The sequence below is a fragment of the Chloroflexia bacterium SDU3-3 genome (assembly GCA_009268125.1).
Classification (GTDB): Bacteria; Chloroflexota; Chloroflexia; order Chloroflexales; family Roseiflexaceae; genus SDU3-3.
In genome coordinates, this window is record WBOU01000033.1 from 1 (window position 1) to 18,368 (window position 18,368).

Genomic DNA, 18,368 nt, shown 5'->3' on the forward strand with positions numbered 1-18,368 from the left:
CATGATGGTATGATAGCGGGGCGAGGGGGGCATAACGACTCCATAGGGTATGGTTTGGGTTGGCACGCAAAGCATACCCGTTTTGCGCGTTCTGTCCACCTCGCCACAAAAGTGACACCTGTTGAGGATGTAACCCCCTTGGAACCCCCAATGTGAGGCATTCCTATGCCGTTTCCTGGCGGCTGATATTCGCGCATATGGCCAGTGTGCACGAGTGGCACCTGCGCCGCATGGGCCAGTCGGGTAGGGCTGGCTGTGCGCCATTTCCTATCGCCTTCCGTCCCCTTGGTGTCGTGGTGGTACATAGGTCTTCTCTTCAGCTTCGTGCCTTCGCGTCTTCGTGGTATTCGTTCTTCCGTCCCCTTGGCTCTTGGCGCCTTGGTGGTAAATCGGTCTTCCGCTTCGTGCCTTGAGCACGAGGCCGCGCTGGCATGTTTTTTGCGGTACACTTCCCTGTGCGCAGATCCACGCCGCTGCGCACACGCCACGTTTCAGAAGGAGCACCCCTATGCTCAAAGAGGCTCTCGCGCTCGCGAAGGAGACTTGGAAGGAGTTTCAGGACGACGAGGCCATGCAGATGAGCGCCGCGCTCTCGTACTACGCGCTGTTCTCGCTGCTGCCGCTCATCCTGCTGATCACCGCGCTTCTGGGCTTTGCGCTGCAGGTCTTCCCCTCGCTGCAGAGCAGCCAGAACGCGCTGCTGGACGCTGTGAAGGTCAACTTCTCCGCCGGGCTGGCGGGCACGCTGGAGGATATCCTCGCGGGCGTGCAGCAGAACGCGGGCGCGGCCACCTGGGTGGGCCTGATCACGCTATTGATGGGCGCGTCGGGCGTCTTCCAGCAGCTTGACGCCAACTTCAAGACGATCTGGAAGGTGCCCAAGGCCACCGATCTGACCCGCCGCCAGATGATCGGCCAGATGATCCGCAAGAAGATCTCATCGTTTCTGATGGTGCTGGCGGTAGGCGCGCTGCTGATCATCTCCACCGCGATCACAGGCGTGACGCAGGCGCTGGTGAGCAGCACCTGGGGGCTGCTGCAGGTGGCGCAGGACTCGTGGCTGGCCACGCTGGGCGGCGGCGCGGTGGCCGCGCTGGTGGCCTTCAGCCTGAACGTGCTGATCTTCCTGCTGGTGTTCAAGTACCTGCCCGATGCCAAGGTGCACTGGCGCGACATCTGGCCTGGGGCGCTGATCACCGCGCTGCTGTGGGAGGCGGCCAAGCGGCTGCTGGCGCTCTACATCGGCAACATGGCCGAGAAGTTCTCGGCCTACGGCGCGATCGGCGGCGTGCTGATCGTGGTGGCGTGGGTCTACTTCTCGTCGCTGGTGCTGTACCTAGGGGCGGAGTTTACCTACGTGTCGGCGCGGCGGCGACGCCAGCGGCGCGAGGAGCTGGCGGGCCAGCGGGCGCAGCAGGCCGCGCCGCAGCAGGGCGCGTAGGGGTTTCCCCACATCGTTTTACCGCATCTAAATGCGCCTTGACGGGCCTAGCCCCCTGAACCTATAATCGTACCTGGTGTCACAAATTTCCTGCAAAGAGCGAGCAGCGTATGACGACTACCGATCTGGCCCCCGCCGAGCGCGACCGGCTCTCCTCGGCCATCCACCTGCTGGGCGATCTGCTGGGCGACGTGATCCGCGCGCAGGCGGGCGACGCCGCGTTCGAGCTTGAGGAGCGCACCCGCGCCACCGCCAAGGATCTGCGCGCCAGCGGCAGCCCCGAGCTGGCCGCCGAGCTGCGCGCCACGATCGCGCGCCTGAGCGTGGCCGACATGCAGACGCTGATCAAATCCTTCAGCATCTACTTCGCGCTGGTGAATCTGTCCGAGCAGCTGCAGCGCATCTGGGTGCTGCGCGAGCGCGCGATGCGCCGCCCCGAGAAGCCCCGCAGCGAGTCCATCCTGGCCGCCGTCACCGAGCTGAAGCAGCGCGGCATCCAGGCCCACGCCATCCAGCGCTGGCTGGATGACGCCCTGGTGCTGCCGGTGTTCACCGCCCACCCCACCGAGTCGAAGCGCCGCACCACGCTGGACAAGATCCATCGGATCGGCGAGGACGTGCAGCGCGTGCAGGACACCAGCCTGCTGCCCGACGAGCGCTACGAGGCGGTGGCCGCGATCGTCGAGGAGATCGTGGCGCTGTGGCAGACCGACGACATCCGCTTTGTGCGGCCCACCGTGATCGACGAGGTGAAGAGCGGGCTGTACTACTTCGAGCAGTCGCTGTTCAGCGTGGCGCCGCGGCTCTACCGCGAGCTGGAAGACGCGCTGCGCCAGCACTACCCCGACCACCAGTGGCGCATCCCGGCGCTGCTGCGCTTCGGCTCGTGGATGGGCGGCGACCGCGACGGCAACCCCTTTGTGACGCCGCAGGTGACGATCGAGGCCATCCGGCTGATGCGCTCGGCGGCGATCAACCGCCACATCGCCTCGGTGGAGGAGCTGAGCCGCCGCCTGAGCCAGTCGAGCCGCCAGATCACCATCAGCGCGGCGCTGCAGCAGGCCCTGGACGAGCAGGCCCAGAAGTTCCCCGAGGTGGCCAAGCTGCTGGAGCGCCGCAACCCGCACGAGCCGTACCGCCAGCAGTGCACCTACATCCGCGAGAAGCTGCTGCTGGCGCTGGCCCACACCCACGACCACGTGCCCGACTGGTTCCTCTCTAAGCGCGAGAGCGAGGCCGCCACCGCGCCCTACTACCACACATCCGCCGAGCTGCTGCACGACCTGCGGCTGATGTACGACAGCCTGAGCGAGAACGACGGCGCGGTGATCGCCGACCGCATGCTGTGCGACTTCATCCGCCAGGTGGAGGTGTTCGGGCTGCACATGGCCACACTGGACATCCGCCAGCACAGCTCGCGCCACACCAGCGCCCTGGCCGAGATCCTGGCCTACGCCGGGGTCTGCGAGGACTACACCGCGCTGGACGAGCATGAGCGCGTGGCGCTGCTGACCCACGAGCTTGAGGGGCGCAGGCCGCTGATCCCCACCCGCCACTCCTTCAGCGAGGAGACCGACGAGACCATCCAGACCTTCCGCACCGTGGCGGCCATCCTCGACCAGCTCTCGCCCGACGCCATCCACACCTACATCATCAGCATGACCACGGGTGCCAGCGACATCCTGGCGGTGCTGCTGCTGGCCCGCGAGGCCGGGCTCTACGACCCCGACGCGGGCGTGAGCCGCCTTGGCGTGGTGCCGCTGTTCGAGACCGGGGCCGACCTAGAGGCGGCGGCGCGGATCGTGGAGGCCTGCTGGAACATCGCGCCCTACCGCACCCACCTGCGTCTGCGCCGCGACACCCAGGAGGTGATGATCGGCTACTCGGACAGCAACAAGGACGGCGGCTTCTTCTCGGCCAACTGGGCGCTCTACCAGGCCCAGCGCGACCTACGCGACCTAGCGCACCGCTACCGCATCAACATGCGGCTGTTCCACGGGCGCGGCGGCACGATCGGGCGCGGCGGCGGCCCGGCCAACCAGGCCATCCTGGCCCAGCCGCCCGGCAGCGTGGGCTACCAGATCAAGATCACCGAGCAGGGCGAGGTCATCTCCGACCGCTACGGCCTGCCCGCGCTGGCCCACCGCCACATCGAGCAGCTGCTGAACGCGGTGCTGCGCGTGGGCTTCGTACCCCACGACGACCCGCAGCGCGAGTGGACGGCGGCCATGGAGCAGATGTCCTCGGAGTCGCGCCAGTTCTACCGCGCGCTGGTCTACGACGACCCCGACTTCATCGCCTACTTCCGCAGCGCCACGCCGATCGCCGAGATCCAGCGCCTGAACATCGGCAGCCGCCCGGCCAGCCGCAAGAACAGCAACCGGATCGAGGATCTGCGCGCCATCCCCTGGGTGTTCAGCTGGATGCAGAGCCGCCACACGCTGCCCGGCTGGTTCGGCCTGGGCTACGCGCTGGAGCGCTACGCCTACAGCGCGCGCGGCGTGGATCGGCTGGAGACGCTGCAGGCCATGTACGCCAAGTGGCCGGCCTTCCGCACCATCATCGACAACGCCCAGATGATCCTGGGCAAGGCCGACATGGCCATCGCCCGCCGCTATATCGACTTGGTGCCCGACCAGGCGGTGGCCCAGCGCATCTTCGCCACGATCTCCCAGGAGCACGAGCGCTCGGTGCGCATGGTGAAGGCGATCGCCAAAATCGACACGCTGCTCGACAACCTGCCGGTGCTGCAGACCTCGATCGCGCGGCGCAACCCCTACGTGGATCCGCTGAGCTACATCCAGGTGGAGCTGCTGAGCCGCCTGCGCGGCGACCCCGAGGGCGAGCAGCACGTGGCGCTGGAGGAGGCGATCCTGTGGAGCATCAGCGGGATCGCGGCGGGCCTGAAGAACACTGGATAGGCGAGGCGAATACCACGAAGGCGCAAAGACACGAGAGACCGGAAAACCGATAGCCACCAAGCCACCAAGACTCCAAGATCATAAAGAATCTTGGAGTCTTGGTGGCTTGGTGGTAAGAAATCGAGCAGTCGCGCGAGGCGCAGCGCGGCGAGGCGCTATGGTGTGGCGGTGGCGGTTGCCGCGCCGTCTTCCTTCAGCAATCCGCCGATCTCTTCCAGGGCGAATCGGTCGGTATACGGCGCGGTCGAGCCACGAGTCGAATCTACCCCCTGATAGATCACCCGCGTATCTTTTAAGCTTGCGACAAGATCATCGATCGGGTAGTGCGGGATCTCGCCGTCGGGCGTTTTGATCCGCAGGACGAACACGATATCGGCCTGCACCTCACTCACAATCTCAGGAGAAACCGGTAGAGCGCCGCTGGAAAGATCGTAGCCTTCTGGGGCTAGCACCTTAAACCCAAACAGCTCAAACGGCTTCGAGCCAGTCCAGCGTGGGCCGAGCAGCATGGTGCCATCCGTCGCAGCATAGGAGTAGATGAACAGCACGTTCGGCGCGCACGCCGTCACCGGGGCTAATTCAGCGGCCAGCCGTTTGGCACTGGCATCATACTCATCGATAAACTGCTGCGCCTGCGCCTCGCGCCCGAACACCTTGCCAAGCTCAAGCAGCGGGCCACGCCAATAATCTGGCGTAGCGGTATCGACGATGAACAGCGGCGCAATCTGGGCCATTCGCTTATTCGCCTCTTCTGCCCAGACGCCAGAGATGATCAGATCCGGCTTAAGCTGCGCGATCTGCTCAAGCGAGGGCGATTCAGCGCCACCGACAAAGACCGGCGTACCAAGAGCATCCTTGGGGAAAAAGTATGGGCGATCGAAGACCGAGCCGCTGGTCGCACCAGCGACCCGATCGGAACACATACCAATAGGCTGAACGCCAAGCGTAATCAGAAAATCAAGCGCCTCTTCAGAGCAGGCCACCACTCGGCTCGGCACCGCATCGAGCGCAACCGTCCCTCGGCTATCTTTTACCACAATCGGGCTGCTGGTTGCCGCAGCGGCAGCTTGGGTTGGCGCTGGCGCAGTGGTCGGTGCGCTTGCCGACGGCGCGCCGCAGGAGCTGATGAACACGATGGCGAATGCGAGCCCTACGGTGGAAAACGGCTTGAACATAGTGGTCTTTACCTACAATCTTTGAAGCGCCACCCAAGCGACATGAACTACCAAAACCAGCCCGAAGCGGGCGGGCGTGAAAATCGCCTGCCTCAGACGCGGCTGCGCATTGGTCTTCCCAACGCCTTGGGCTCCGCCCGGTATGACTATACTATAGGCTAATACTATTTATTAGCCTATAGTAATATATTCTATTTGTCAAGTTTATAATTTTGAAATAGCAAGATACGGTATACAAGAAAAACCGTATTGGGCCGTTATGGTCATTGGATCTATGTTGGTAGAAGGGGGCAGCAAACACGTTCTCAGCGCCGTTTGGCAGCACGTGGGGCAGGTTGGAGAATACGCAATAAAAAAGGCGTAACCCCAGGGCTAAAACCCCTGAGAGCTACGCCTTCTTCGTCCAATCTGTGTTCATTCTTTCCTGAAAGCCCGATTGGCCAATTGGAAACATCAGCGCTACTGGGCATCCTGGGCCACGGCAGAGGCGATGGCGTGCAGGCGCGTGTGCGAGAGGCTGATGGCGATCGGCCCGAGGCCCAGCAGGGCGGCGCGCTGGGCGGCGCGGCCCGAGAGCACCACGGCGGGCGGGCCGCCCGGGGTGCGGCGCACCTCGGCCTCGCGCCAGCCGATGGCGGCGGCGTCGCAGCCCGCGCCCAGGCCGCGGATGCCCACGCCCAGCAGCTTGGCCACCGCCTCCTTGGCGGCGAAGCGCGCCGCCAGCGACGCCACGCTGCCACCGCTCTCGGCCAGTTCGGCGCTGGTGAACACCCGCGCCAGGAAGCGCTGGCCGTGGCGCTCCAGCGCATCTGCCACTCGCGCCACCTCGATCAGATCGACCCCGTGAAACAGCATCCGGCGCTACCTCATCTTCCCAATCAGCGACACGCGGGTGACCTGCGAGATATAGTCGTGGCCGCGCGCCTCGATCCGCACGTTCGAGATGTACCACGCGTCGCGCAGCGGCTGGTCGAGCGTGCGCAGATCGACCTCGATCGGGTACGTGCCAAATCGGCTGATCTGGCGGTAGTCGATGCGGCTGGTGGCGTCGCGCACGATCTCATCATCCTCGGCGGCAAACACACACATGCGGTAGAACTGGTCGGAGTCGGTGGGGCTCTTCTGCTTATAGGTGATCTCCACGAAGATCGGGCAGTCGGTGCCGCGCTCGCCGGTGTTCTTGACCGACTGCTTGATGATGCTGGCCTCTAGGTGGAAGACCAGCGAGGATGTGTACTCGGAGACATCGATATCGACCGGGTTGTCGATGCCAGTGTAGAACGGCTTGCCATCGCCCGCCTCGCGGTGGAACTGTCCGTAGCGGATCTGCTCGTGGCCCGAGCAGAAGGGCTTCTCGGGCGGGCATGTCTGCACCACGCTGAAGTCGCCGGGGTACACGGGCGTGGGCGCGTAGCTGCGGATGTTCCAGGTGGTGCTCTTGCCCGGCGTGTTGTAGTCGGGCGTGGTGAACTGGCTGAAGTCGCCATCGGCGATCAGCTCCCACTGGGCGGCCTGGAAGGGCGAGCCGTTCTGCTCGACGAACGAGCCGTCGACGGCCACCTGCACCTTGTCGCCGGGCCGCAGGCTGAGCGACTGGCCGTGGCTCTCGATCAGCGCGGTGCCGCGCCGCACCGAAATCTCGAACGAGATCGGCGCGTCGGTGACGAGCCGACCGCGCGGCTCGCCCGACTCGCTGCGCGGCACATCGATGCTGTAGCTGCCGCCCAGCGCCAGCGAGAGCTTGGCGTTGCCCACCAGCACCGCAAACGTCACGTTCTTGTAGGGCTGATTGTTGGCCAGATCGTAGCGCGCGTAGCCCGCCAGCTGCTCGACCACCACATCCTGGCGATCCTTGGTCCAGCGCGAGACGCGGTAGCGGCGCAGGGCTAGGTCGAACCCGGCGGGCTGGGTGTGCAGGTTGATCAGCGAGCTGTCGGGCAGCTTGAGCGCCGCCACGGGGCCGTAGCCCGCGCCGCGCCGCCCGATCAGGTGCTGGCCCTCGCTGAAGAACATGCACACCTTGGTGTCGGTCGGGCAGCCCGCAGGCCTGCCGGTGGCCTCGGTCATCTCCTGGGGCACCGTGCGGTCGGGCTGCTGGATGAGCACGCCGGTGTCCACATACTTCAGCGCCACGCTGCCCAGCTCGGGGTCGGTGGCGTCGGCGTAGAAGCGCCAGCCCCAGAATCCGACGGTGGCGATCAGCACGCAGAATCCGGCGAAAAAGATCAGCAGGACGGCCCAGGTGCTGGCCTGGATGTTCTGCCGCCCATGCTGCGATGTTGATTCCTGCTGAGACATTCGGTTAGAGCGCACCATCCAAGCAGACGCGGCTAGTACGATGCGAGATAGCGATCCAGCTCCCACTGGCTCACAAAGACCCGATACTCGTTCCACTCCTGAGTCTTGGCCTCCACGAAGCGCTCGACGATATGCGGCCCAAGCGCGTCGCACACCACATCGTCGCTCTGCAGCGCATCCAGCGCGTCGCCCAGCGAGCCGGGCAGCGTCTCCAGCTGGTAGGCGCGCGGGTCGACGTGGTAGAGATCCTCCTCCATGGCGCGCGGCAGCGGCAGATCGTTGCGGATGCCATCGAGTCCGGCGCGCAGCATCACCGCCAGGGCCAGGTAGGGGTTGCACGAGGGGTCGGGGCAGCGCAGCTCGGCGCGGGTCGAGTGGGGGCGGCTGGGGCTGATGCGCGGCACACGCACCAGGGCCGAGCGGTTGGTGCGCCCCCAGCTGATGTAGACCGGGGCCTCGTAGCCCGGCACCAGGCGCTTGTACGAGTTGACCAGCGGCGCGAGCACAGCCAGCATGCCCTTGGAGTGGGCCAGCAGCCCGGCGATGAACGAGCGGGCCAGCGGCGAGAGGCCATAGGGGTCGCTAGCGTCGTAGAACAGGTTCTTGCCGGTCTTCAGGTCGAACAGGCTCTGGTGCACATGCATGCCGCTGCCGGCCACATCGGCCATGGGCTTGGGCATAAAGGTGGCGTAGAGGCCGTGCTGCTGGGCGATCGCCTTGCAGGCCATGCGGAAGGTCACGGCGTGGTCGGCGGTGCGCAGGGCCGGGCCATAGTGGAAGTCGATCTCGTGCTGGCCCACCGCCACCTCGTGGTGCATGGCCTCGACCTCGATGCCGAAGGCGGCCAGCGCCTTGACCATATGGCGGCGGATGTTGGTGGCCATATCGCTGGAGACATCGAAGTAGCTGGCCGAGTCGTGCGGGTCCGCCGAGGGGCGGCCATCCGGCCCGTTGCGGAACAGGAAGAACTCCAGCTCGGGGCCGACGTTGTAGCCGAAGCCCATCTTGGCGGCCTCTTCGAGCGCGAGCCGCAGGATGTAGCGCGGGTCGCCCGCGAAGGGCTTGTGGTCGGGGGTGTAGACATCGCAGATCATGCGGGCGGTGACGTAGGTGTCATCCCACGGGATCAGGGCGAAGGTCTCTAGATCCGGCACCAGGTACATATCGCTCTCGGCGATACGCGCGAACCCCTCGATGGCCGAGCCGTCGAACCACACGCCATGGTCAAGGCAGTCGCGCAGCTGGGCCACCGGGATGGTCACATTTTTCACCATGCCGGTGATATCGGTGAACTGAAGGTTGATAAACTCGACCTTCTCATCCTCGGCCCGCTGGAGAATGTTCTTTGCAGTTATTGGCATACGTTTTATGGGTGTGCCATATGTGTGGTGCCCCATCGCGCCAGCGACACACATACGGGCATGATGCGGCCTGCGGGGCGGCTGGCTGGCCCGCCGCGCCCGCAGGCTGCGGTGATTCGAAAGACGGCCCGGATCAGGGCGCGGCGCGCTGGTAGAGCAGCTGGAAGCTGCCGTTGCGCGCGCCCGTGGCGGTGATGCGGTAGCGCAGGATGCCCTCGGCGTCGGTGGGCACCGTGTCGCTGCGGGTCACGGGCTCGCGCGAGCGGTTGCTGACCGAGAACACCACCGCGCCCGTGGGATCGAGCAGATCCACGGTGAGCGTGCCCTCGGCGGCGCTCACGATGGTGATCACATCCACATCGCCGGTGCCGCCGGTGGCCAGCTGGCGCTCGTCGCTGCCCTCGGCGCTCACAAAGCTGGTGCTGACGTTGCCGCCGCCCGCCAGCGTGTCCGACGAGGAGACCTCGCCGGAGTAGAGCACGCAGCCCGAGAGCGCCAGCGCCGCCAGCAGGGCGGCAGCCGCGCGGGCCAGCGCCGCCCGCCGCCTAGCCGTACGACTCGGGGCGGTCATTGGCGTTGCGGGTGTCGCTGACCGGGATGTGCTTGACCTGCAGCGGGTTGCGCTTCTCGACGCGCAGGTTGGTCTCGCAGTTGGCGCACACCACCTCGGTGCCCACCACCATGTAGTTGATCAGGCCAAGCTTCTGCTTGCACACCGGGCATGTCACAAACTCAACAGACACGACAGTACTCCTCTATCAAGATCAGGGGCGGCGCTAGGCCGCGATCAGCGAATCGACATACGACTGCGAGTCGAACATGGCCAGATCGGTCATCCGCTCGCCGGTGCCAATGTAGCGGATGGGCCGCTCGATGTCCTGGGCGATCGCGAAGGCGATGCCGCCCTTGGCGCTGCCATCCATCTTGGTCACGGCCACGTCGGTCACATCCACCGCCTCCATGAACGACTTGGCCTGGAGCACGCCGTTCTGGCCGGTGGTGGCGTCGATCACCAGCAGCACCTCGTGGGGGGCATCGGGCAGCTTGCGGCTGATGATGTTGCGGATCTTGGTCAGCTCCTTCATCAGGTTGGCCTTGGCGTGCAGGCGGCCCGCCGTGTCGATGATCAGGATCTCGACGCCCTGCTCCAGCGCGGCATCCACCGCGTCGAACACCACCGCGCCGGGGTCGGCGCCCTGGCCGCGCGTGATGATCGGCACGCCCACGCGCTGCGCCCATGTCTCCAGCTGCTCGGTGGCGGCGGCGCGGAAGGTGTCGGCGGCGGCCAGCATCACGCTCTTGCCAAACTGGGTCTTGTAGCGGTGGGCCAGCTTGGCGATCATGGTGGTCTTGCCCACGCCGTTCACGCCGGTGACCAGCACCACGTAGGGCTTGGCCGCCATAGCCTTGGGCGCGGCGTTCTCCTGCAGCACCGAGACCATCTCGGCCCGCAGCATGTCCTTGGCGTCGCGGATGCGCTTGACGCCGTTGCGGTTCACGCGGTCGATGGTGCGGTTCACCAGGTACTGCGTGGTCTCCACGCCCACGTCGGCCTGGATGAGCAGCGCCTCCAGATCCTCCCAGAACTCGTCGGAGATCGGGTCATCCACCGCGAACATCGCGGCTATCTGGCCAAACAGGCCGCGCCGCGATTTCTCGGTGGCCTGCTCGATCTTCTGCTCTTCCTGCTGGGCCTCTTCCTCGGTGCGGGGCGCATCCTGGCTGCGCCCGAACAAGCGTCGGAACATGCTCTTCCCTCTGCTGCGCGCTGGGGGCCAGGGCGCAGTCGAATAGTCCGAAAGGCGCGACCCGCAGGCCGCGCCGGATGAATCGTGCCTTGTGCCCCTATTGTAGCATAGCCGAGGGCTGCTAGGCCCAGCCCAGATCGTCGGCCTTCTTGCGGCGCGGCGCGGCCCCGGCGGGCGGCTGCTCGCCCTCCTCGCCCTCGCGCGACTGCTCCTCGTCCATCATCTCGTCGACCATCTGGTCCCAGTCCTCGCCCGCGTCCTCGCCAAGCTGCTTGCCCAGCTTCTTGGCCCAGCGCGCGATCGACTGCGGGTCGTTCTCATCCAGCCCGTTGAACATGGAGGCGTCGGAGAGCGCGTCCAGCCGGGCCTCCTCGGAGCGCACGGTGGCGAAGCGCGAGACGGCGCGGCTTATGTCCAGCGAGCGGCAGCGCGGGCAGGACAGCCCCTCGGGGTCGCGGAAGCCGGAGACCAGCTTCTGAAAGCGGCCGTTGCAGTGCGAGCACTCGTACTCGTAGATAGGCATAGCATTCCTCGCGGGGCCGCCCGATGCGCTCGGGCGGCCCGTGTGTGGTGCAAACTAGCGGACGATCTCGTAGATCAGCGGGGGCGTGGCCACCGGCTCCGCGCCGATCTGGTAGGCGGCCAGCAGGCGCGGCGCCACCCTGGCCGCGTCCTCGGCGGATGCGGCGTGGATGTGCAGCAGCGGCTCGCCCGCGCGCACGGCGTCGCCCACCTTGGCGGCCAGGGCCAGGCCCACCGCCGGGTCGATGGTGTCCTCCTTGCGCATGCGCCCGCCGCCCAGCTCGTTCACGCTGTTGCCCAGCTCCTCGCCGTTGATCGCGGCCACCACGCCATCGCGCGGGGCGGGCAGCGCCACCACCGCCGGGGCCTTGGGCAGCAGGTCGGCATCATCCACATAGGCCAGGTCGCCGCCCTGGTTGGCGATGAAGCGGCGGAACTGCTCCCAGGCCGCGCCGCTCTCCAGCGTCTGGCGCACCAGCGCGCGGCCCGCCTCCACGCTATCGGCCTTGCCCGAGAGCGCGGCCAGCTCGCCGCCCAGCGCCACGCACAGCTCCACCAGATCGCTGGGGCCGTGGCCGCGCAGCGTGGCGATGGCCTCGCGCACCTCCAGGGCGTTGCCCACGTTCTGGCCCAGCGGCTGCTCCATGGTGGTGATCGCGGCGGCCACGCGGCGGCCCGCGTGCTGGCCGATCGCCACCATGCGCGCGGCCAGGGCGCGCGCGTCCTCGCGGGTGCGCATGAACGCGCCAGCGCCGGTCTTTACATCCAGCACGATGCAGTCGGCACCCGCCGCCAGCTTCTTGCTCATCACGCTGGCCGCGATCAGCGGGATAGACTCGACGGTGCCGGTCACGTCGCGCAGGGCGTAGAGCCGCTTGTCGGCGGGGGCCAGATCGCCGCTCTGGGCCGCGATCACCATGCCGATCTGGGTCAGCGCGCTGCGGAACTCCTGCGAGGACAGCTCGGTGCGGAAGCCGGGGATGGACTCCAGCTTGTCCACGGTGCCACCGCTGAAGCCCAGGCCGCGCCCGGACATCTTGGCCACCGGCATGCCCGCCGCGCTCACCAGCGGCCCCAGCACCAGGCTGGTCTTGTCGCCGATGCCGCCGGTGGAGTGCTTGTCCACCGTCAGCGGGGCCACGTCGTGCAGGTCCAGCCAGTCGCCCGAGCGGGCCATGGCCAGCGTCAGGTCGGCGGTCTCGCGGTCGTCCATGCCGCGCAGGCACACCGCCATGGCCCAGGCGCTCATCTGCTCGTCGGCCACGCTGCCCTTGGTGTAGCCCTCGATCAGGAAGTTGATCTCCTCGGTGGAGAGGGTGCCGCCGTTGCGCTTCTTGATGATGATGTCAACTGTTCGCATTATGTCCCGCCATCTTGCAAATCTGTGGTCCGCCCGCCCGCAGGCGGGGCCGAAAGAAAGCGGCTGGGGCGCTGTGGCTCCCCAGCCGACACCGATAGGTTCCGACTAGCCCTGCTTCACCGCGCGGATGGCCAGCGGCAGCCGGGGCAGCAGATCGCTGGCGATCGTGCCCGCGTCGCCCAGCTCGTCGCGCAGGGCGCGGCCTGCGGCGCTGTGCAGGTACACGCCCGCCACCGCCGCGTCGAAGGGGGCCAGGCCCTGGGCCAGCAGCCCCACGATCGCGCCCGCCAGCACGTCGCCCGTGCCAGCGGTGGCCAGCGCGGCGTTGCCGCCGTCCAGCAGCGCGCTGCGGCCATCCGGGCTGGCCACCACCGTGGTCGCGCCCTTCAGCACCACCACCTGGCCCCACCGCGCCGCCGCCTGGGCCGCCGCCTCGGGCAGGTCGCCCGGCAGCTCCTCGGCCTTCAGCAGCCGCTTCATCTCGCCGGGGTGGGGGGTGAGCACCGCGCGCCCGGCGGGCAGCCGCTCCCACCACTGCTCCACCTCGGCCAGCAGGTTCAGGCCGTCGGCGTCGATCACCAGCGGCGGCAGCTCCACCGGCTTCTGCTCGGCCTGCCCAGGCGCGTGGCCCAGCCGGAAGCCGATCTGGCCGCGCTGCTTGGGCGCGTGCAGCCCCAGCAGCTGGGTGAAGAACTGCTGCGTCGGCTCCTCGTGGCCCAGGCCGGGGCCGACCAGCAGCGCGGCGTAGCCATCCAGGTGCTTCAGCAGCTCGTCGGCGGATGCCGCCCCCAGCACACCCATGCCCTCGTCGGGCAGCGGGCGCAGCGTCACCTCGGGGGCGCGGCCCGGCGAGGCCAGCCCGCCGCGCCCGGCGGCCAGGGTCACCAGGCCCGCGCCCACACGCAGCGCGCCGCCGGTGGCCAGCGTGGCCGCGCCGGGGTAGTACAGCGATCCGGCCACCACCATGGCCTTGCCAAACGTCCCCTTGTGCGAATCGTCCGGTCGCGTGGGCAGCAGGCCCTTCACCAGCTTGGATGTGATCTGCTCGCTCATGAGTCCCTCCAATTGCTGCGGCGGTAGGCTGATCGGCGCGACACGAATCGCGCCCACGTACGAGCGGCCAGGGTAGAGCAGCATGCCGCGCTTGACCGCGCCGGTGGCCGCTGTCACATCGGCGCGCACGGCGGGGCCGGGGGTCGCGCCGATGTCGGCGTCCATGCCGGTGGGCACATCGATGGCGAGCACGCGGCGGCCAGCGCCACCCGACCGCCAGGCCGCCAGCCCCGCGATGATCGCGGCCAGCGCGCCCTCGGCGGGGCGGCTGACGCCGATGCCCAGCAGGCCATCCACCGCCAGCGCGGCGTCGGCCAGCAGCCCCGCCAGCTGATGCTGGTCGGGGTCATCCTCGGCCAGGGTCTCGGGGATGCGCCGCTCGCGGCACAGCAGGCGGTTGGCGTCGCCCTCGGCCTGGGCGCGCCGCCACAGGTAGAGCCGCACCGCGCAGCCCGCGTCGGCCAGGTGGCGCGCCACCACCAGCGCGTCGCCGCCGTTGTTGCCGGGGCCTGCCAGCACCACCACCCGCGCCTCGTGCGGGTCGCCCAGCGCCCGGATACACTCCAGCGCCACGCCCAGCCCGGCCTGCTCCATCAGCCCCGCCCAGGTCGCGCCCGCATCCACCGCGGCCTGCTCCAGCGCGCGCATCTGCGCCACCGTCACTAGCTTCATACCCGCTCTACCCGCTCGCTCCTCTTCCTGCGGCCTATTGTACACCATCGCGACCATAGCCCGTCGAGGGGAACGAATACCACGAAGACGCAAAGGCACGAGGGGAGCGCAAGAACCATTTACCACCAAGACACCAAGGCACGAAGAGAAGAAAGGAAGAAAAGGCCATTGTCTTTGGCGAATGGCCAGCTTTACCCACCCGGCCCATGCGGCGAAGGTGCCGCTCGCCCGCACTGGCCATATGCACGAACACCAGCCGCCAGTATTCGGCATTGGAATGCTTCAAATTGGGGATTCGAAGGGGGCGACGCCCCCTCGTGGGGTTCCTAGGGGCTAGCCCCTAGGCGCCGCCCGCGCAGGGCATCCACCCACCAAACATCAACCACTGCCATCGCTCATTTAAAAAGCCCAGCGCCGGCGGGAAAAGTGACACCTGTTGAGGGGCGCTGCCCTCAGCAGGTGTCACTTTTTTGGGCAAGGCATCTGGAAGCAACAAAGTACACTATCTCGGGTGCCGGGCCATACGCAACACCCGAGATCGGGAATCTCATCCACCTGGCCCATGCGGCGAAGGTGCCGCTATGGTTTTGATGGCCATATGCACGAACACCAGTTGCCAGTTTTCAGCAGAGGAACGCTCAAAATTGGGGGTTCGAAGGGGGCAACGCCCCCTCGTGGGGTTCCTAGGGGCTAGCCCCTAGGCGCCGCCCGCGCAGGGCATCCACTCACCAAACACCTACCACTGCCATCGCCGAATGAAAAAACGCCCAGCGCCGGCGGGAAAAGTGACACCTGTTGAGGGGCACTGCCCTCAGCAGGTGTCACTTTTTTGGGCAAGGCATCTGGAAGCAACAAAGTACACTATCTCGGGTGCCGGGCCATACGCAGCACCCGAGATCGGGAATCTCATCCACCTGGCCCATGCGGCGAAGGTGCCGCTATGGTTTTGATGGCCATATGCACGAACACCAGATGCCTGATTTCGGCATAGGAATGCTACAAATTGGGGGTTTCGAAGGGGGCAACGCCCCCTCGTGGGGTTCCTAAGGGCTAGCCCCTAGGCGCCGCCCGCGCAGGGCATCCACCCGCTAAACACCTACCACTGCCATCGCTCATTTAAAAAGCCCAGCGCAAACCGGAAAAGTGACACCTGCTAAGTGGGGGTCCTAGGGGCTGGCCCCCGGACGCCACCCGCGCAGGGCATCCACCCGCTGAACACACCACCGCCATCGCTTATTTAAAAAAGCCCAGCGCTGATGTCATTCACGTGCATCGCGCCCCGCAACGCACGAGCGCGGCGCAGGCCGAAGCCCGCGCCGCGCCCGCAGCGACAGAGAAACCCGCCGCGCCTACTTGCTCACGCGCTCGATGTAGGTGCCCGTGCGCGTATCGATGCGGATGATATCGCCCTCGTTGATGAACGCGGGCACCTGCACCTGCGCGCCGGTCTCCACCGTCACCAGCTTGTTCACGTTGGTGGCCGTGTCGCCGCGCAGCGCCACAGGCGCATCGGTGACCTGCAGGTTCACGAAGAACGCCACCTCGACGCCCAGGATCTGGTTGTCGTCGTAGAACAGCACGTCGGCCATGTCGCTGTCCTTCAGGAACTTGGCCGGCTCGCCGATCGCATCCTCCTCGATCTCGATCTGCTCGAAGGTCTGGTTGTCCATGAAGTGGTATGACGTGCCCTCGCGGTAGAGGAACTGCATCGGCGTCTTCTCCACGCGCACGATGTCGATGTCCGAGCCAGCCCGCACGCGCTCCTCGACGGTCTTGCCCGTCTGAATATTTTTGAGCTTCATGATCACCATGGCCCGCCAGTTGCCGGGGGCGTGGTGGTGAAACTCGGTCACTCGCGTCAGCTGGCCATTCCAGCGGATGATGATACCAGTGCGCAGATCCGACGTCGTCGCCATGACAGAATCTCTCCTCACAAGAAGCGCCGCCCGAGAGAGCGGCGCGTGTCCAATCGCAGTTTTTTCTGGCGGCTATTATAGCACAGGCCTGACGAAAGAAAAAATCCGCCGACCGGCCCCGCTAGGGTCTATGCGTGCTCGACAGCGCACCGATGCTTTCACCTCCAAGACTCCAAGACACCAAGGAAGAAAGCGAACAATACGAAAGTACGAAGACTCGAACGAAAAGGGAGAGCAACCTTCGCGTCTTCGTGGTAAAAAATCTTCAGTCTGCCGAGCACGCATAGGCCCTAGAGAATCCGCCGCGCCCCCACTACCTTGGTGGCCTGGGGCTGTGGCGGCAAAACCTTCTGCCCAAAACATGGTGCTACAATAGGCGGCCAGACCCACGAGCGAGGAGCAGCAATGACCACCGACAGCGACATCACGAGCTACATCGAGCAGATCCACGCGGCCCCCGCCCGCATCGTCTTCGAGTTCGCGGGGGCGGGCAGCCTGGCCCTGGCCTGGCTCCACGCCGTGGCCGGCTCCTCCCGCACCGTCATCGAGGCCAGCGACCGCTACGCCCCCGAGTCCATGGCCGACCTGCTGGGCGCGACGCCCCGCAAGTTCGTGTCGCAGGAGACCGCCGAGGCCATGGCGGGCGCGGCCTACCAGCGCGCCGTGCGCCTGGGCGGCGACCCCCAGGCCGTGGCGGGCGTGGCGCTCACCGCCGCCATCGCCACCGACCGCGTGCGGCGCGGCGAGCACAGCTGCTGGGTGGCCGTGCGCGACGCCCAGCGAGTGCGGTCCTACGGCCTGGCGCTGCGCAAGGGCGCGCGCACCCGCCAGCAGGAGGAGGAGCTGGCCTCGCGGCTGGCCGTGCTGGCCATCGGCGCGGCATGCGGGGTGGTGGGCGCGCTGCCCCTGGGCCTGGAGGAGGACGAGGATCTGGCCACCGCTGCCGCGCCCAGCCCCGACCCAGTGGCCCAGGTGATCGCGGGCGAGGCCCAGGCCGTGCTGGTGGACACCGATGGCGCGCGTGAGGCCGACCCCGACTTCCACGGCGCGCTGCTCTCCGGCTCGTTCAACCCGCTGCACCACGGCCACGAGCAGCTGGCCCTGGCCGCTGGCCGCTGGCTGCGCATGCCCGTGGCCTTCGAGCTGCCCATCCTCAACGCCGACAAGCCCGCGCTCTCCTACGCCGAGCTGGAGCGGCGGCTCGGCCAGTTTCGCTGGCGCTACCCTGTGCTGCTCAGCCGCGCCCCGCTCTTCGTGCAGAAGGCCGCGATCTTCCCATCCTGCGTGTTCGTGATCGGCTACGACACCGCCGCCCGCCTGATCGAGCCGCGCTACTACGGCGGCGAGCCAGCCCGCGACGCCGCCCTGGCCGACATCGCCTCGTTCGGCTGCCGCTTCCTGGTGGCGGGCCGCGCCGCCCGCGACGGCGCGTTCCAGAGCCTCGACGACCTGCCCCTGCCCGAGGCGGCGGCAGGCCTCTTCCTCGGCCTGCCCGAGTCGGCCTTCCGCGTCGACCTCAGCTCCACCGAGATCCGCGAGCGCATGGGGGATCGCTAGGCACCAAGAGATCGAATACCACCAAGGCGCGAAGACGCGAAGGCCAGAAAGCGCACCCTTTACCACCAAGGCTCCAGGGCGCGGAGGCCAGAAAAGCACCGCGCATCAACACCCGCCCCCTCTCACCCGGCCCATGCGGCGAAGGTGCCGCTCGTGCAAACTGGCCATATGCACGAACACCAGCCACCTGCGTTCAGCATCGGAACGCCCAAAATTGGGGGTTCGAAGGGGGCACCGCCCCCTCGTGGGGTTCCTAGGGGCTAGCCCCTAGGCGCCGCCCGCGCAGGGCATCCACCCAGCAATCAATAAGGGCCACCATCAACAGCGGAGCATTGGGATGCGGC

At 67.0% G+C, this 18,368-nt stretch carries 14 protein-coding genes; 3 read left to right on the forward strand and 11 right to left on the reverse strand.

The annotated features are described in order from the left end of the window. Positions 1-508 precede the first annotated feature (508 nt). Complete coding sequence (locus F8S13_27160; protein KAB8139672.1) at positions 509-1,441, forward strand: YihY/virulence factor BrkB family protein; 933 nt, start codon at positions 509-511, stop codon at positions 1,439-1,441. 110 nt (positions 1,442-1,551) lie between these two features. Then, a complete protein-coding gene (locus tag F8S13_27165; GenBank protein KAB8139673.1) occupies positions 1,552-4,362 on the forward strand; it encodes a phosphoenolpyruvate carboxylase in 2,811 nt (936 codons plus the stop codon). A 155-nt stretch (positions 4,363-4,517) separates the two neighbouring features. Here the strand turns inward: F8S13_27165 and F8S13_27170 are convergent, their stop codons facing one another. From F8S13_27170 to efp, 11 genes are all read right to left on the reverse strand, one after another. Further along, entirely contained in the window at positions 4,518-5,537 is a 1,020-nt protein-coding gene (locus F8S13_27170) for an ABC transporter substrate-binding protein (GenBank protein KAB8139674.1), read from the reverse strand. A 459-nt stretch (positions 5,538-5,996) separates the two neighbouring features. Continuing rightward, entirely contained in the window at positions 5,997-6,392 is a 396-nt protein-coding gene (acpS, locus tag F8S13_27175) for a holo-[acyl-carrier-protein] synthase (GenBank protein ID KAB8139675.1), read from the reverse strand. 6 nt (positions 6,393-6,398) lie between these two features. Beyond that, the gene (locus F8S13_27180; protein KAB8139676.1) at positions 6,399-7,835 is read right to left on the reverse strand and encodes a hypothetical protein; all 1,437 of its coding nucleotides are present in this window, start codon (positions 7,833-7,835) and stop codon (positions 6,399-6,401) included. A 32-nt stretch (positions 7,836-7,867) separates the two neighbouring features. Next, positions 7,868-9,196, reverse strand: coding sequence for a type I glutamate--ammonia ligase (gene glnA, locus F8S13_27185; GenBank protein KAB8139677.1), 1,329 nt, complete (start codon positions 9,194-9,196; stop codon positions 7,868-7,870). A gap of 133 nt (positions 9,197-9,329) precedes the next feature. After that, positions 9,330-9,767, reverse strand: a complete 438-nt coding sequence (locus F8S13_27190) for a hypothetical protein (GenBank protein ID KAB8139678.1) — start codon at positions 9,765-9,767, stop codon at positions 9,330-9,332. Further along, the gene (locus tag F8S13_27195; protein ID KAB8139679.1) at positions 9,742-9,939 is read right to left on the reverse strand and encodes a hypothetical protein; all 198 of its coding nucleotides are present in this window, start codon (positions 9,937-9,939) and stop codon (positions 9,742-9,744) included. The genes F8S13_27190 and F8S13_27195 overlap by 26 nt, the downstream gene beginning before the upstream one ends. A 33-nt stretch (positions 9,940-9,972) precedes the next feature. Continuing rightward, entirely contained in the window at positions 9,973-10,944 is a 972-nt protein-coding gene (gene ftsY, locus F8S13_27200) for a signal recognition particle-docking protein FtsY (protein ID KAB8139680.1), read from the reverse strand. A 121-nt stretch (positions 10,945-11,065) separates the two neighbouring features. Further along, a complete protein-coding gene (locus F8S13_27205; protein KAB8139681.1) occupies positions 11,066-11,467 on the reverse strand; it encodes a zinc ribbon domain-containing protein in 402 nt (133 codons plus the stop codon). Positions 11,468-11,521: 54 nt separating this feature from the next. Next, positions 11,522-12,826, reverse strand: coding sequence for a thymidine phosphorylase (locus F8S13_27210; protein ID KAB8139682.1), 1,305 nt, complete (start codon positions 12,824-12,826; stop codon positions 11,522-11,524). Positions 12,827-12,931: 105 nt separating this feature from the next. After that, positions 12,932-14,527, reverse strand: coding sequence for an NAD(P)H-hydrate dehydratase (locus tag F8S13_27215; protein ID KAB8139685.1), 1,596 nt, complete (start codon positions 14,525-14,527; stop codon positions 12,932-12,934). Positions 14,528-15,900: 1,373 nt separating this feature from the next. Beyond that, positions 15,901-16,467, reverse strand: a complete 567-nt coding sequence (gene efp, locus F8S13_27220) for an elongation factor P (GenBank protein KAB8139683.1) — start codon at positions 16,465-16,467, stop codon at positions 15,901-15,903. A 405-nt stretch (positions 16,468-16,872) separates the two neighbouring features. On the opposite strand from efp, the gene F8S13_27225 reads away from it, so the two are divergent. Beyond that, positions 16,873-18,024: a hypothetical protein gene (locus F8S13_27225; protein KAB8139684.1), complete on the forward strand. Its 1,152-nt coding sequence runs from the start codon at positions 16,873-16,875 to the stop codon at positions 18,022-18,024. Positions 18,025-18,368: the final 344 nt, after the last annotated feature.

Coding starts and splice junctions, on each gene's coding strand:
- F8S13_27160 (KAB8139672.1), top strand. CDS start 509: ATGCTCAAAGAGGCTCTCGCGCTCGCGAAGGAGACTTGGAAGGAGTTT.
- F8S13_27165 (KAB8139673.1), top strand. CDS start 1,552: ATGACGACTACCGATCTGGCCCCCGCCGAGCGCGACCGGCTCTCCTCG.
- F8S13_27170 (KAB8139674.1), bottom strand. CDS start 5,537: ATGTTCAAGCCGTTTTCCACCGTAGGGCTCGCATTCGCCATCGTGTTC.
- acpS (KAB8139675.1), bottom strand. CDS start 6,392: ATGCTGTTTCACGGGGTCGATCTGATCGAGGTGGCGCGAGTGGCAGAT.
- F8S13_27180 (KAB8139676.1), bottom strand. CDS start 7,835: ATGTCTCAGCAGGAATCAACATCGCAGCATGGGCGGCAGAACATCCAG.
- glnA (KAB8139677.1), bottom strand. CDS start 9,196: ATGCCAATAACTGCAAAGAACATTCTCCAGCGGGCCGAGGATGAGAAG.
- F8S13_27190 (KAB8139678.1), bottom strand. CDS start 9,767: ATGACCGCCCCGAGTCGTACGGCTAGGCGGCGGGCGGCGCTGGCCCGC.
- ftsY (KAB8139680.1), bottom strand. CDS start 10,944: ATGTTCCGACGCTTGTTCGGGCGCAGCCAGGATGCGCCCCGCACCGAG.
- F8S13_27205 (KAB8139681.1), bottom strand. CDS start 11,467: ATGCCTATCTACGAGTACGAGTGCTCGCACTGCAACGGCCGCTTTCAG.
- F8S13_27210 (KAB8139682.1), bottom strand. CDS start 12,826: ATGCGAACAGTTGACATCATCATCAAGAAGCGCAACGGCGGCACCCTC.
- F8S13_27215 (KAB8139685.1), bottom strand. CDS start 14,527: ATGCGCGCGCTGGAGCAGGCCGCGGTGGATGCGGGCGCGACCTGGGCG.
- efp (KAB8139683.1), bottom strand. CDS start 16,467: ATGGCGACGACGTCGGATCTGCGCACTGGTATCATCATCCGCTGGAAT.
- F8S13_27225 (KAB8139684.1), top strand. CDS start 16,873: ATGACCACCGACAGCGACATCACGAGCTACATCGAGCAGATCCACGCG.